We start from the raw sequence: 13,596 nt of genomic DNA on the forward strand, positions 1-13,596 counted from the left end.
TGCCCGCTACGGTTACCAAAAGGTTAATCCACACAATGTCCGATCAGGTCGTCACTCGTTTTGCCCCTTCTCCCACCGGTTTTCTGCACATCGGTGGCGCGCGCACTGCGCTGTTCAACTGGCTGTATGCGCGGGGTCGTGGCGGTAAATTCCTGCTGCGCATCGAAGATACCGACCGCGAACGCTCGACCCCAGAAGCAACAGCGGCGATTCTGCAAGGCATGGAGTGGCTGGGGCTGGATCATGATGGCGAAGTCATCAGCCAGTTTGAAGGGGCCGCGCGTCACGCAGAGGTGGCGCACCAGCTGTTGGCCGAGGGCAAGGCGTATAAGTGCTTTGCAACGCAGGACGAAATCGCGGCATTTCGTGATCAGGCAAGGGCCGAGGGTAAATCCACCCTGTTCCGCAGTCCTTGGCGCGATGCTGATCCAGCCTCGCACCCGGATGCGCCGTTTGCGATCCGCATCAAGGCCCCGCAGGACGGGGCAACAGTGATCCGGGATCAGGTGCAGGGCGATGTGACGATCCGCAACGATCAGTTGGATGACATGATCCTGCTTAGGTCCGATGGTACCCCAGTCTATATGCTGGCCGTTGTGGTGGATGATCATGATATGGGCGTCACCCATGTGATCCGCGGTGATGACCACCTGAACAACGCCGCCCGACAGATGATGATCTACGAGGCGATGGGCTGGGATGTTCCGGTCTGGGCGCATATCCCGCTGATCCACGGGCCCGACGGCAAGAAACTGTCGAAACGCCACGGCGCGCTTGGTGCACAAGAGTATCAGGCGATGGGCTACCCCGCCGCCGGGATGCGCAACTATCTGGCCCGGTTGGGCTGGAGCCACGGAGACGACGAATTCTTCACCGACGCGCAGGCGCAGGAGTGGTTCGATCTGGATGGGATCGGCAAAAGCCCCGCGCGGTTCGATTTGAAGAAACTGGAAAACCTCTGCGGGCAGCATATCGCCATCTCGGATGATGCTGCATTGCGGCAAGAAATCCAAGCATATCTGGCCGCAGCAAGCCTGCCAAGCCTGAGCGATGCACAATCCGGTGATCTGGAACGTGCGATGTATTGCCTCAAGGATCGCGCACGGACATTCCCGGAACTACTTGAAAAGGCGCAATTTGTGCTGACATCGCGGCCCATCGTGCCGGATGAGAAAGCGGCAAAAGCCCTGTCGACGGTATCCGACGGTATACTGGAAGAATTGACGCCGCATCTGCAAAATGCTAGCTGGTCTCGGAACGAACTGGAGGAGGCCCTGAATTCCTTCGCGGAAGCGAAAGGAATTAAGTTCGGTAAACTGGCGGGTCCGCTGCGCGCGGTGCTGGCTGGCCGGGCGGTCACACCTTCGGTATTTGACATGATGCTTGTGCTTGGGCGGGATGAAACCCTGGCACGGCTTTCTGACGCAGCGACCTGATCCCGGCTTCATATTCGGGTAACGCTGCTCCGATAAGACCCGGACTGCGCGACTGCGCGCAGCCGTTGCCCGCATCGTCGGACAGCGAACCGACATGCGCATGAATGAAGAAGGGATACACATGACTGAAAGCCAAAAAACAGCGACCCTGACTGTCCATGGCAACACATATGAGCTGCCGGTACACTCACCAACGGCTGGCCCAGATGTCATCGACATCCGCAAACTCTATAATCAGGCCGATGTGTTCACGTACGACCCCGGCTTTACCTCGACAGCCAGTTGCGACAGCACGATCACCTATATTGATGGCGAAAAGGGCGAGCTGCTGCACCGTGGCTATCCGATCGACCAATTGGCCGAGAAATCGCATTTTCTGGAAGTCTGCTATCTGCTTCTTTACGGCGAACTGCCTGCGGCCAAGGATCTCGAAACATTCGAGACCACCATCACGCGTCACACCATGCTGCACGAGCAGATGCAGTATTTCTATCGCGGCTTCCGCCGCGACGCGCATCCGATGGCGATTATGGTCGGTGTTGTCGGCGCAATGTCGGCCTTCTATCACGACTCGACCGACATCTCGGACCCGCATCAGCGCGAGGTCGCCTCGCACCGCCTGATCGCCAAGATGCCGACGATTGCCGCGTGGGCCTACAAGTATCACACCGGTCAGCCCTTCGTGTATCCACGCAACGATCTGGATTACGCGTCCAACTTCCTGCGCATGTGCTTTAGCGTTCCGGCCGAAGAATACGAGGTGAACCCGATCCTCAGCCGTGCGATGGACCGCATCTTTACCCTGCACGCGGATCACGAACAGAACGCCTCGACCTCGACCGTGCGTCTGGCGTCGTCTTCGGGTGCGAACCCGTTTGCCTGTATTGCTGCCGGTATCGCCTGCCTCTGGGGCCCGGCGCATGGTGGTGCGAACCAGGCCTGTCTTGAGATGCTGGAAGAGATCGGCTCGGTCGATCGCATTCCCGAATACATCGCGCGCGCCAAGGACAAGAACGATCCGTTCCGCCTGATGGGCTTTGGTCATCGCGTTTACAAAAACTTCGACCCGCGTGCGAAGGTGATGAAGCAGTCGGCAGACGAAGTGCTGGACCTGCTAGGCATTGAAGACAATCCCAAGCTGCAGGTCGCCAAAGAGCTGGAACGTGAGGCGCTGGAGGACCCGTATTTCGCCGAGAAGAAACTGTTCCCGAACGTCGATTTCTATTCGGGTATCATTCTTGAGGCGATGGGTTTCCCGACCTCGATGTTCACGCCGATCTTTGCTCTGTCGCGCACCGTCGGCTGGGTCAGCCAGTGGAAAGAGATGATCGCCGATCCACAGAACAAGATCGGTCGCCCGCGTCAGTTGTATCTGGGCGAAACCACACGGGATTACGTGGATATCGAAAAGCGCTAAGCCGATATGCAAGAGTGTTCAGCAAAGCCCCGGTTCGCCGTGGCTTTGTCATGAGTGTGACCCAAATGTAGCCCTTGGCACCGAAGCGGCCCTGCGCCGGTCTGTTTGTCTTTGCAGCGATACCCACCCCGCATACTGTCCGCCGAAATTCACGTCGGACCCCAAGAACCATGCGCAAAAGCCTTCTCTGTCTTTCCCTGCTGTTCGGTACGCCCACCGCCGCGCAGATCCTGCTGGAGGACGCCTTCAAGGACATACAGCGCGAATACGCGGCAGGTTCGCTTGCAGTGTTGAGCCTTGCGGGCATTCCCGATGACTCGGCCAGCGCGATTTCGCTGGAATCGAACACCGGCAACCGCGAGTATGACTTCAAATCCGCTCAGCTGGGTGGCGGGTTCCGGCTGAGCGAAGGTATCCCGCTCTATCTTGAGGGGTATATCGGCTATGCCCGCTATGATCCGGTCCTTACCTTCAGCGACACGGGCAACACCACCGCCCTGCCCCTGAAGTGGACCAGCCTCGCGGTGACCGGCGGGATCGGGTATCAATTCGATCTGGGCGAGCGCTGGAAGCTGACCCCGATGGCGCATATCTCGGTCGGTCGCACGCAATCCGATACCTCGATCGGCGCACAGGCCATCGCCAACCGGCTGGGTCTGGATCGCGATTTCCTCGAAAGCGGAGGGTTATGGGCCGGTGGCGCGGGCGGGTCGCTGACCGTGGATTATGACCTGCCCCTGCGGAATGATCGCGAGTTCGAGGCAAGCCTGCGCTACACTCACATTGAATACTGGCCGATCGGCGATGATGAAGACCTGCTGATCGAATCCACCGCAGCCAATGCCGTACTGTGGACCCGGTACAGGTTTCCGACTGGTAAACGGATGTTCGGGCGGCCCGTGCGCTGGGTCGGTGATCTGTCGCTGTCCTATCTGATCGGGGATCAATCGATCGTACTGGGTACCGACTGGCTGGCACGCGTGGGCGGCGGGGTCGAGGTTGATCTGTCGGACACTTGGGTGCCCTGGGTCACGACAACGCGGCTGATGGTACGCTATTACGGCAGTGACACGGTGAACGGCTTTACGGTCGGGTTGGGCATCAGTTTCTAGAACAGTGAAAGCTGGTCACCCTTCCGTGGTGGTGGCGCAAAATGTGCAGTACTCAGCGGCGGTGTTCTGATCGCAAGGCCCACCCGTTTACAAGCCGCTTTGAACCGCTGAGCGACCATTTGGGCATATGTCCCCTCGCCCCGCATCCGATGCCCCCAGCGCGGGTCGTAGTCCCTGCCACCATGCATCTCGCGCAGTCGCGCCATGACCTTGGCGGCCCGACCGGGTTCATGCTCGGCCAGCCAGTCCTGCCACAGGCCTGAGACCTCGCGCGGCAGCCGCAGCATGATCCAACTCGCCGCGTCAGCCCCGGCATCGCACCCTGCCTCAAGCAGGTGCTCAAGCTCGTGATCCGTCAGACCCGGCACAATCGGCGAGGTCATGACCCGCACCGGTACCCCCGCCTCGGTCAGTCGGCGGATTATCTGCAACCGGCGCGGCGGCGATGGTGCGCGCGGCTCCATCCGGCGCGATAGCTCAGCGTCCAGCGTGGTCAGTGAGACCCCAACCCGCACGAGGTTCTTACGCGCCATGGGCGCGAGGATGTCCAGATCACGCTCGATCAGTGCGCCCTTGGTGACAATCCCGACCGGGTGCTGAAACGCGCTGAGAACCTGCAGACAGGCCCTTGTGATTTCACGACTTTTCTCTATCGGCTGATAGGGGTCCGTATTGGTGCCAAGGGCAATGGTGGCAACACTGTAACGCCGCGCCGACAACTCATTACCCAGCACATCGGCGGCGTTGGGACGGGCGATCAGGCGCGTTTCAAAATCCAGTCCCGGCGAGAGGCCCAGATAGGCATGGGTCGGGCGTGCAAAGCAATATACGCAACCATGCTCGCACCCGCGATAAGGGTTAATCGACCGATCAAACGGCAAATCCGGGGATTTGTTATACGAGATGACAGTCCGGGCCAGTTCTTCCCGGACCTCGGTTCGTAGGGGCGGTAAATCTTCGGGCAAATCCCAGCCATCATCGGCCATTTCGGTCACAAACCGCTCGAACCGACCGGTTGCATTTGAGGCCGCGCCGCGCCCTGCAGGTTTTGGTCGACTCGCCATTTGTTCCCTTTATGTTCTAAAATATCTACCTAGCGGAAACGATACGGCCCGACAAGAGCGAGCCCCCAACGGGCCTTTCCGGCACGGGTACAAACCAACAAATTCACTTGACAAAACCGTGATTTGGACGCGCAGAATGAAAGCTGCACAAGATGATCTTGCGAAAAATTCCGTCGCTAATCGCCATAATTCGGCCTATAGGTCGGTCCCGTATCCGCCGAGGTCGCAATCGTCACAGTCGAGATGCGACGAAATGGCCAAAACGGTAAAAATTGCCACCACGGGCCGCGCGCCCGCTAAGCTCAGGGAAACGCCCCATGTCCGATGAAGAAGACATCGTCCTGTCCGAACTCAACGACGACGAACTTGTCGAACAGATGTTCGATGACCTTTACGACGGTCTGAAAGAGGAAATCGAAGAAGGTGTGAACATCCTGCTGGAACGCGGATGGCAACCTTACGACATTCTGACCAAAGCACTGGTTGGTGGTATGACCATCGTGGGCCATGACTTCCGTGACGGTATCCTGTTCGTGCCCGAAGTGCTGCTGGCCGCAAACGCCATGAAAGGCGGGATGGCGATCCTCAAGCCGCTGCTGGCCGAAACCGGTGCCCCGCGCGTCGGCAAGATGGTGATCGGCACCGTCAAGGGTGACATCCACGACATCGGCAAAAACCTTGTGGCGATGATGATGGAAGGCGCGGGCTTCGAAGTTGTCGATATCGGCATCAACAACCCGGTCGAGAACTATCTGGAAGCGCTGGAAAACGAAAAGCCGGATATTCTGGGCATGTCCGCCCTGCTGACCACCACCATGCCTTACATGAAGGTCGTGATCGACACGATGGTCGAACAGGGCCTGCGTGAAGAATACGTGGTTCTAGTTGGTGGCGCGCCGCTGAACGAAGAATTCGGCAAAGCCATCGGTGCCGACGGTTACTGCCGCGACGCGGCTGTGGCCGTGGAAATGGCCAAGGACTTCATGTCCCGCCGCCACAACTCGCTGGCCGGCTAAGCCACGGACAATATCGTGACAAGGGCCGTCCTCTCAGGGGCGGCCTTTTTCGTCCAAGTCATGCGTCCCTATATGACACGCAGGAGAGACAGATGACCGACGCCCCCCTGCCCGATGATGAAAGCCTGACCCAAAAGGGCTATGCCGCGCCGCGCGCTGCGGAATCCACTCTGCTGATTGCCTGCGGCGCGTTGGCGCGCGAAATTCTGGACCTAAAGGCGCGCAATGGCTGGGATCATATTGCTCTGACCTGCCTGCCTGCGATCTTGCATGTGCACCCCGAAAAGATCACTCAGGCCGTCGAAGAGGCTGTCGCCAAACATCGCGCCACCTACGATCGGATTTACATCGTCTATGCCGATTGCGGGACCGGCGGGTTGCTTCAGGCGGCCTGTGAGAAGCTGGGGGTCGAGATGATCCAGGGGCCCCATTGTTACTCATTCTTCGAAGGAAACGCGGCCTTCGCCGCCCATGGCGACGACGAAACGACGGCCTTCTATCTTACCGATTTTCTGGCCCGACAGTTCGATGCCTTCGTCTGGAAACCTCTGGGACTGGATCGCCATCCCGAACTTCGGGACATGTATTTCGGCAACTATACCAAGCTTGTTTATCAGGCGCAGACCGATGATCCCGAACTGACCCGCCGGGCGCAGGACTGTGCCGACCGTATGGGCCTGAAATTCGAACGCCGCCAGACCGGCTATGGCGATCTCGAGGTCACACTTTCAGATTGGGCAAACCGCGGTTGACCCTCAGGCGTTGGCCAGCGCCACCTCGCGGATCCGCTCGATCATCGCCCGCAGCCCGTTCGACCGCTGCGCAGACAGGTGGTCGTGCAATCCCAGCCGCGCCAACTCACCCCCGGCATCCACCTTGGGTACCTCGGCAACAGGTAAATCATTGTAGAGCTTGCGCAGCACCGCAATCAGCCCCCGCACGATCAGCGCATCACTGTCCCCGTCGAAATGGAACTGGCCATTCTCGATGACCGGGTGCAGCCAGACCTGACTGGCGCAGCCGGTGACCTTGGTGGCGGGCACCTTGAACGCGTCATCCAACGGCTCCATCGCCTTGCCCTGTTCGATGACATGGCGATATCGGTCTTCCCAGTCGTCCAGAAACTCGAAATCCTCGACAATCTCTTCAAAGGCGGGCGTTGCCATGGCGGGCGGTCCTTGCGTTAGGCGATCACAAATGTGACCTATGTCCAGCTTTCCCCGCTGTCCAGCCCCCAGCGTGGCTTTTCAAGCCGCTGAAATTGCGATAACCCGATGAAGGTAAAGCTGCGCAAAGTGTTGGGTCCATGTACAAAACTGCAACTGTTCTTCTGGTTACCTCCGTGTGTCTGTCTGCCTGCAGCGGTTGGAGCAATTCGCGCGCGAACCCGTCGAACTGGTTTGGCCGCAGCACACCCGCCCCCAGCGAATTTTCGGTCGATGACGCGAACGCGCTTATCCCCGAGCAGCGCGATGGCGGCGGTCTATTTTCGGGCCCAGAAGTTGTGGACAACAGCGTGGCGATCGGCGTGATCGATGAACTGCGCATTGATCCGACTGCTACGGGTGCGATCATCTTTGCCTCAGGGACTGCTGTCCGGCAGGGGGCCTTTAATGCGCAGCTTGCCCGGACCGTGTCGGATGAGCTGGCCAAGGACGGCATCATGGAATTCACGTTCCGGGTGGAATACCCCAGCTACGAAACGGCGCAGGGTTCCGAACGCTCGCGGATGGTGTCTGACGCAATCACCGTCAGTGAACAGGATCTGGAAGGTATCCGCCTTGTGCGGGTTGTGGGTCAGCGCAACGCTCTGGAATCGCGCCGCCGCTAGAGCGGTACGACACGCACCGTCTGCCCCTTGGCTGCCAAGGCTATCTTGCCGTCGCACAGTTTCAGCGCGTCCTCGCCAAATACCTCGAACCGCCAGCCGGACAGTGCGGCCACTTCGCGTTCGCCCGCAGCAATCTGATCCAGATCGGCGCTTGAGGCGATCAGTTTTGCTGCAACACCCGCGCTTTCGGTCTTGGATTTCAGCAGCACCCGCAGCAGATCGGCCAGCGCCGGGTTCACCTTCAGCTTGTCGCGGCTGTTATCCACCTTGGGCAGCTTGTCAGGTGGGCAGTTCACCCCCCGCTTCACAGCCGCCAGAATGCCATCCGCAATCGCACCCTTGCGCGCCTCGCGCAGCAGCATGCGCGACCCACCCAGATCCGAGGGCGATTTCGGCTTGATCGAGGCCATCTCGATCAGCGCGTCATCCTTGAACACCCGGCTGCGTGGGACGTTGTTTTCCTGCGCATAAGCTTCGCGGAATTCGGCCAGTTCGCGCACCACGGCCAGAAACTTGGCTGAATTGGTCCGCGTCTTGACCCGCCGCCACGCGTCCTCGGGGCGGATATCGTAAGTCTCAGAGCGGGTCAGAATGCGCAGCTCTTCCGCAACCCAATGATCGCGCCGGGTCTTTTCCAGCTCGGCCGCGAGATATTCGTAGATGCGCCGCAGATGGGTCACATCCGCCAGCGCATAGGTCTTTTGCGCATCGCTCAGCGGGCGGCGCGACCAGTCGGTGAACCGAGAGGTCTTGTCGACGCCTTCCTTGCAAATCTTGCGCACCAGCGTCTCATAGCCGACCTGTTCACCAAAGCCGCAGACCATGGCGGCGACCTGTGTGTCAAACAGGGGCGTCGGGAAGACACCGGCATCGACCCAGAAAATCTCAAGGTCCTGTCGCGCGGCATGGAACACTTTGACCACGTCTTCGTTACGGAACAGCTCATACAGCGGTTCAAGCGACAGGCCATCGGCCAGCGGATCAACCAGAACGGCGCTGTCGGGATCCTCGGACGGAAACGCCAGTTGCACCAGACACAGCTTGGAATAGTAGGTCCGTTCGCGCAGAAACTCGGTATCTACGGTGACATAGGGATGCTGCGCGGCGGCCGTACAGAACGCGGCAAGCTCTTGCGTCGTTGTCAGGGTTTTCATGCGCCGTTGTGTTCTTGCTTTTATGGTTCTTGTTCCTGCCCGTCTTGACCACGTCCCGAGCGTTACGGGACCATAAGACGAATAATCGACGCGTGTAAATCGCCGCTGCGGCTCAGGGCAAAAGAACCGGATCAGTGTTGCCTTCAGAATACCGCCGCAGGACCGCCGGATAGAGCTGATGCTCCCATTCCAACACGCGGGCCGCAAGCGTTTCAGGCGTGTCCCCCGCTTTGATCGCTACCCGCGCCTGGCCCAGAACAGGACCATCATCCAGCGCGGCGGTGACCTCATGCACGGTGCAGCCATGTTCGGCGTCGCCCGCCTCAAGCGCGCGGGCATGGGTGTGCAGCCCTTTGTACTTGGGCAGCAGCGAGGGGTGGATATTCAGCATCCGCCCCTGAAAGCGCGAGACGAAACCACCGGTCAGAACCCGCATGAACCCGGCAAGGCAGACGATATCGGTTTGCGCAGCAAGCAGCGGTTTCAGCAATTCAGCCTCAAACGCCGCGCGATCCTTGCCGAAGGGTCGGTGATCGACCGAGGCTGTCGGAATACCCCGAGCAGCCGCCTTCTTCAGCCCCCCCGCCTCGGCATCGTTGGCCAGAACCAGACAGGGCCGCGCGGGATGGTCGCCTGTCATACTGTCGACCAGCGACAGCATGTTCGAGCCGCCCCCGGAGATCAGGATGGCGACGCGTTTATGGCTCACAGCAGCTTGCCCGCATAGGCGACACCCGGCGCGTCGGTCACGGTGCCGATCCGCGAGACGGTTTCGCCTGCCTCGGCCAACAGCGCCTCAAGCCCGTCGGCCTGATCTGCCGCACAGACCACGATCATGCCGATGCCGCAGTTGAAGGTCTTGAGCATCTCGGCCTCGGCGATCCCGCCGGTTTCCGCCATCCATTTGAAAACGGGCGGCAAATCCCATGCGTCCAGATTGATCTCAGCCCCCAGCCCCTCGGGCAGCACACGCGGTAGGTTTTCGGTCAGGCCGCCTCCGGTAATATGGGCCAGCGCGTGCACGCCGCCTGCGCGGATCGCGTTCAGCGCGGGTTGAACATACAGCCGCGTGGGCGTCAGCAGCGCCTCGCCCAGCGTACCGCCACCAAACGGCGACGCGGCATCCCAGCCAAGCCCGGACATTTCGACCAGCTTACGCACCAGAGAATAACCGTTGGAATGCACCCCGTTCGAGGCCATCCCCAGTAAAACGTCGCCCTGCTGCACACCCTCGGGCAGCGCCGTTCCGCGTTCCATCGCGCCGACCGAGAACCCGGCCAGATCGAAATCGCCATCCGGATACATCCCCGGCATCTCGGCGGTTTCACCACCGATCAGGGCACAGCCGGACTGCACGCAGCCCTCGGCAATACCTTCGATGATCCGCGCGGCAGTGTCGGTGTCCAGCTTGCCGGTGGCGAAATAATCAAGGAAGAATAGCGGCTCAGCACCCTGACAGATCAGGTCGTTGACGCACATCGCCACCAGATCAATGCCCACGCCATCCACCACACCCGTGTCGATGGCAATCCGCAGCTTGGTGCCCACGCCATCGGTGGCCCCAACTAGGATCGGGTCCTGATATCCAGCCGCCCTGAGGTCGAACAGCGCACCAAATCCACCCAGCCCGCTCATCACGCCCGAGCGGTTGGTCCGCTTGGCGGCGGGCTTGATCCGGTCGACCAGAGCATTCCCCGCATCGATATCGACACCCGCATCGGCGTAGGTGATTCCGTTCTTGCCCGCTGTCATGGCCAGTCCCTCTTGAGTGCTTTGCGCGCGGGTTAGTCGATTGTGGCCCATGTTGCAACGGTCAGGCTTGACGCGGGCACTGATCGTGATACCCAAGGCGACATGGCGGGCCTGTAGCTCAATTGGTTAGAGCAGAGCGCTCATAACGCTTTGGTTGCGGGTTCAAGTCCTGCCGGGCCTACCAAATCACCGCCCAATCACAATATCGGCGCACAGCCCGCCCAGTTTCTCGCTGCTGCCCAAGCGCAAAATTCCTCCGTGCACGCGCGCGATGTCGGCGACGATGGCAAGGCCAAGCCCGACGCCACTGCCCTGATTCTGATTTCGTGCAGGATCGAGCCGGGTGAAGGGCTTCACCGCTTCTGTGCGCTGTTCGACCGGGATACCGGGGCCGTCATCCTCAACGCGGATACGCAAGGATTTTGGCGTCATGGACAGGCTGACTTCGGCCCGCGCGCCATAGCGGATCGCGTTCCCGATCAGATTCTCGACCGCCCGGCGCATGGCCGTGGGGCGCAGCATCGCACTGCCCTGCCCTTCGACCGCGCCCAGCTCGACATGTTGACCCGCGCGCTGCGCATCATCAACGATCTGGCCCAGCCAAGATACCGGATCGACCGACTCAGGCGTGCTTTCCGCCGCCCCGCGCGAGAACTCAAGAAACGCGTCCAGCAGGGATTGCATCTCGTTGACATCCTGCAGCAACGGGGCTGCATCTTCTTCGGGCAACATCGACAGGCCCAGTTTCAGACGGGTCAGCGGCGTGCGCAGATCATGACTGACCCCGGACAGCATCAGAGTACGCTGTTCAATCTGCCGCTCGATCCGGGCGCGCATGTCGACAAAGGCGCTGCCTGCCGCGCGCACCTCAATCGCGCCGCCGGGCGTATAGGGCACGACGCGCCCACGCCCAAAGGCCTGCGCTGCGTCGGCCAGCCGTGTGATCGGGCGAAGTTGATTGCGCATGTAAAGAAACGAGATCGAGGTCATCAGCCCCGCAAAGAACACCATCGTCACGATCAGCTGATGCGGTGCCGCAGGTGAAAGACGCCGTCGATCAAAGCTGAGTTGGAGCGTGCCAAGATCGGTCGCGAGATACAGGCGAACGTTTTGTCCATCGGGCAATGCCACATTCAACGTCTCGGGGACGAGCATGCGTATCTCGGTTTCAACCTGCGGTGCGATGAAGTCATACCAACGGCGCGCGCTATCCGCGGGCTCTACATTCAGCGGCAGGAACCGGGCCTGCATATCCAGAACAGACAAATCCTTGCGCACCGCGGCCAAGGCCTGCTGCTGGGTTTCTGCGCCCTGCATCACATCCAGCACCAACATAACCTCGCGCGCGGCTGTGCGGGTCATCTGGGCCGTGACTTCCTCGAGGTGTTTCTGCAGAAAGGCAATGGAAACAACCAACAAGACAACAATCACCGGCAGCACCAGAATCAGCGCGGCGCGGGCATACAGGCTGCGCGGCATATAGGGTTTGAGCCATTGCGTCGACATGCGCTAAACCTAGCGGGCTGCCCGGGCAAGAGGAAGAGGTGACGATGCAGGCCCCCGACGATTTCAACCCCACCCCGGGTTTGGTTGCTGAGCTGTCTCCGTGCCTGCGCCGGGTGCTAGCTCCGAACCCCTCTCCGATGACTTATCGCGGGACCAACACCTATCTTTTGGGCGACCGGGACATTGCGGTGATCGACCCCGGCCCGCTGAGCGATGCGCATCTCGACGCGATTCTGGCGGCGCTGCAGCCCGGGCAGCGCATCAGCCATATCTTTGTGACCCACACCCACCTTGACCACTCTCCGCTGGCCGCGCCGCTGTCGGCGCGCACGGGCGCCTCGATCCTCGCGTTCGGCGGACCACAGGCCGGGCGCAGCGCCGTGATGACCCAACTGGCGCAACAGGGCCTTGCGGGCGGTGGCGAGGGAATCGACGCCAACTTCCGCCCGGACATCGAACTTGCAGATGGTGAGACAATCGCTACCGACCGTTGGCAGCTTGAGGTAATCCACACGCCCGGCCATCTGGGCAATCACATCGCACTGGCATGGGGCGATGCCTGTTTCACTGCTGATCACGTCATGGGCTGGGCCAGTTCGCTGGTCTCGCCTCCGGACGGAGACCTGACGGATTTCATGGACGCCTGCCACCGTCTGCGTGCGCGCGACTGGTCGGTGTTTCACCCGGGCCACGGAGCCCCCATAACCCAGCCCGCCGAGCGTCTGGATTGGCTGATCAATCACCGGCTGGGACGCGAGGCGCAAATCCTCAAGGCCCTGTCACAAGGCCCTGCCACCGCCCATGAGCTGGCGCAGCGCATCTACACCGACACCCCCAAAGCCCTGCTGCCTGCGGCCGAGCGCAACGTCTTTGCCCATCTGGTCGATCTGACCGGCAGATCCCGCATCGCGCCGGACGATGCCCTGTCAGCCACAGCCCGTTTTCGGCGCATCGATTGAGCGAACAAAAATTTTGCCCGCCCGTGCGCTTCCCCTCTGGACGGCGAAAATCGGGGTTGTTATACGCCCCTCAGTTCCGGCGTAGCTCAGCGGTAGAGCAGTTGACTGTTAATCAATTGGTCGTAGGTTCGATCCCTACCGCCGGAGCCAAATTCACCACATTTTATACCCAAATCGCACTCTCTATCACGGGCGTGTTTTTTCGTAGAAAAAACTCAATCCACCCTCTGGACGTTGCAGATACGGGTTGCTATACGGCGCGAACCGTTCCGGCGTAGCTCAGCGGTAGAGCAGTTGACTGTTAATCAATTGGTCGTAGGTTCGATCCCTACCGCCGGAGCCATTTTCC

At 60.4% G+C, this 13,596-nt stretch carries 13 protein-coding genes and 3 tRNA genes; 10 read left to right on the plus strand and 6 right to left on the minus strand.

Annotated features, from left to right (window positions below; all coding sequences use genetic code 11):
• The first annotated feature begins 35 nt into the window (after positions 1-35).
• The 3 genes from gltX (at position 36) to ACR0KM_RS15345 (ending at position 3,965) form a co-directional block, all read left to right on the plus strand.
• Positions 36-1,436, plus strand: coding sequence for a glutamate--tRNA ligase (gltX, locus tag ACR0KM_RS15335; RefSeq protein ID WP_480857557.1), 1,401 nt, complete (start codon positions 36-38; stop codon positions 1,434-1,436).
• A gap of 121 nt (positions 1,437-1,557) precedes the next feature.
• On the plus strand, positions 1,558-2,853 hold the full coding sequence (gltA, locus tag ACR0KM_RS15340; protein WP_480819964.1) for a citrate synthase: 1,296 nt from the start codon (positions 1,558-1,560) through the stop codon (positions 2,851-2,853).
• A gap of 170 nt (positions 2,854-3,023) precedes the next feature.
• Positions 3,024-3,965: an autotransporter outer membrane beta-barrel domain-containing protein gene (locus ACR0KM_RS15345; RefSeq protein WP_480857556.1), complete on the plus strand. Its 942-nt coding sequence runs from the start codon at positions 3,024-3,026 to the stop codon at positions 3,963-3,965.
• Here the strand turns inward: ACR0KM_RS15345 and ACR0KM_RS15350 are convergent.
• Positions 3,962-5,029, minus strand: coding sequence for a PA0069 family radical SAM protein (locus tag ACR0KM_RS15350; protein ID WP_480857554.1), 1,068 nt, complete (start codon positions 5,027-5,029; stop codon positions 3,962-3,964). The genes ACR0KM_RS15345 and ACR0KM_RS15350 overlap by 4 nt on opposite strands.
• Positions 5,030-5,346: 317 nt before the next feature.
• Between ACR0KM_RS15350 and ACR0KM_RS15355 the strand changes: the two genes are divergently transcribed.
• Together ACR0KM_RS15355 and ACR0KM_RS15360 are read left to right on the plus strand one after the other, a co-directional pair.
• On the plus strand, positions 5,347-6,045 hold the full coding sequence (locus ACR0KM_RS15355; RefSeq protein WP_480819958.1) for a corrinoid protein: 699 nt from the start codon (positions 5,347-5,349) through the stop codon (positions 6,043-6,045).
• 92 nt (positions 6,046-6,137) lie between these two features.
• Positions 6,138-6,797: a DUF1638 domain-containing protein gene (locus ACR0KM_RS15360; RefSeq protein ID WP_480857553.1), complete on the plus strand. Its 660-nt coding sequence runs from the start codon at positions 6,138-6,140 to the stop codon at positions 6,795-6,797.
• 3 nt (positions 6,798-6,800) lie between these two features.
• Here the strand turns inward: ACR0KM_RS15360 and ACR0KM_RS15365 are convergent, their stop codons facing one another.
• Positions 6,801-7,211, minus strand: coding sequence for a SufE family protein (locus ACR0KM_RS15365; RefSeq protein WP_480819954.1), 411 nt, complete (start codon positions 7,209-7,211; stop codon positions 6,801-6,803).
• A 140-nt stretch (positions 7,212-7,351) separates the two neighbouring features.
• Between ACR0KM_RS15365 and ACR0KM_RS15370 the strand changes: the two genes are divergently transcribed.
• Positions 7,352-7,876, plus strand: a complete 525-nt coding sequence (locus ACR0KM_RS15370; RefSeq protein WP_480857551.1) for a hypothetical protein — start codon at positions 7,352-7,354, stop codon at positions 7,874-7,876.
• On the opposite strand, the gene rnd is transcribed toward ACR0KM_RS15370, so the two are convergent.
• The 3 genes from rnd to purM form a co-directional block, all read right to left on the minus strand.
• Entirely contained in the window at positions 7,873-9,030 is a 1,158-nt protein-coding gene (rnd, locus tag ACR0KM_RS15375) for a ribonuclease D (RefSeq protein ID WP_480819950.1), read from the minus strand. The genes ACR0KM_RS15370 and rnd overlap by 4 nt on opposite strands.
• A gap of 112 nt (positions 9,031-9,142) precedes the next feature.
• Positions 9,143-9,739 carry a phosphoribosylglycinamide formyltransferase gene (purN, locus tag ACR0KM_RS15380; protein ID WP_480857549.1) on the minus strand — a complete coding sequence of 199 codons (597 nt, stop codon included), beginning with the start codon at positions 9,737-9,739 and terminating at the stop codon, positions 9,143-9,145.
• A complete protein-coding gene (purM, locus tag ACR0KM_RS15385) occupies positions 9,736-10,782 on the minus strand; it encodes a phosphoribosylformylglycinamidine cyclo-ligase (protein ID WP_480857547.1) in 1,047 nt (348 codons plus the stop codon). Before purM ends, purN begins: the two co-directional genes overlap by 4 nt.
• A gap of 107 nt (positions 10,783-10,889) precedes the next feature.
• Between purM and ACR0KM_RS15390 the strand changes: the two genes are divergently transcribed.
• Positions 10,890-10,966 (plus strand) — tRNA-Ile (locus ACR0KM_RS15390).
• Between the two features lie 2 nt (positions 10,967-10,968).
• On the opposite strand, the gene ACR0KM_RS15395 is transcribed toward ACR0KM_RS15390, so the two are convergent.
• The gene (locus tag ACR0KM_RS15395; RefSeq protein ID WP_480857545.1) at positions 10,969-12,288 is read right to left on the minus strand and encodes an ATP-binding protein; all 1,320 of its coding nucleotides are present in this window, start codon (positions 12,286-12,288) and stop codon (positions 10,969-10,971) included.
• Positions 12,289-12,332: 44 nt separating this feature from the next.
• Here ACR0KM_RS15395 and ACR0KM_RS15400 point away from each other — a divergent pair, with 44 nt between their 5' ends.
• The 3 genes from ACR0KM_RS15400 to ACR0KM_RS15410 all read left to right on the plus strand — a co-directional run bounded on the left by ACR0KM_RS15400 (position 12,333) and on the right by ACR0KM_RS15410 (position 13,590).
• Positions 12,333-13,247 (plus strand): MBL fold metallo-hydrolase, encoded by a 915-nt coding sequence (locus ACR0KM_RS15400; RefSeq protein ID WP_480857543.1) that lies wholly within the window; start codon positions 12,333-12,335, stop codon positions 13,245-13,247.
• A 75-nt stretch (positions 13,248-13,322) separates the two neighbouring features.
• Positions 13,323-13,397 (plus strand) — tRNA-Asn (locus tag ACR0KM_RS15405).
• 118 nt (positions 13,398-13,515) lie between these two features.
• A tRNA-Asn gene (locus ACR0KM_RS15410) sits at positions 13,516-13,590 on the plus strand.
• Positions 13,591-13,596 lie beyond the last annotated feature (6 nt).

The organism is Ruegeria sp. G10 (assembly GCF_056533645.1).

Excerpts from the sequence above, each read along its gene's own strand:
- gltX (WP_480857557.1), top strand. The coding sequence starts at position 36 with ATGTCCGATCAGGTCGTCACTCGTTTTGCCCCTTCTCCCACCGGTTTT.
- gltA (WP_480819964.1), top strand. The coding sequence starts at position 1,558 with ATGACTGAAAGCCAAAAAACAGCGACCCTGACTGTCCATGGCAACACA.
- ACR0KM_RS15345 (WP_480857556.1), top strand. The coding sequence starts at position 3,024 with ATGCGCAAAAGCCTTCTCTGTCTTTCCCTGCTGTTCGGTACGCCCACC.
- ACR0KM_RS15350 (WP_480857554.1), bottom strand. The coding sequence starts at position 5,029 with ATGGCGAGTCGACCAAAACCTGCAGGGCGCGGCGCGGCCTCAAATGCA.
- ACR0KM_RS15355 (WP_480819958.1), top strand. The coding sequence starts at position 5,347 with ATGTCCGATGAAGAAGACATCGTCCTGTCCGAACTCAACGACGACGAA.
- ACR0KM_RS15360 (WP_480857553.1), top strand. The coding sequence starts at position 6,138 with ATGACCGACGCCCCCCTGCCCGATGATGAAAGCCTGACCCAAAAGGGC.
- ACR0KM_RS15365 (WP_480819954.1), bottom strand. The coding sequence starts at position 7,211 with ATGGCAACGCCCGCCTTTGAAGAGATTGTCGAGGATTTCGAGTTTCTG.
- ACR0KM_RS15370 (WP_480857551.1), top strand. The coding sequence starts at position 7,352 with ATGTACAAAACTGCAACTGTTCTTCTGGTTACCTCCGTGTGTCTGTCT.
- rnd (WP_480819950.1), bottom strand. The coding sequence starts at position 9,030 with ATGAAAACCCTGACAACGACGCAAGAGCTTGCCGCGTTCTGTACGGCC.
- purM (WP_480857547.1), bottom strand. The coding sequence starts at position 10,782 with ATGACAGCGGGCAAGAACGGAATCACCTACGCCGATGCGGGTGTCGAT.
- ACR0KM_RS15395 (WP_480857545.1), bottom strand. The coding sequence starts at position 12,288 with ATGTCGACGCAATGGCTCAAACCCTATATGCCGCGCAGCCTGTATGCC.
- ACR0KM_RS15400 (WP_480857543.1), top strand. The coding sequence starts at position 12,333 with ATGCAGGCCCCCGACGATTTCAACCCCACCCCGGGTTTGGTTGCTGAG.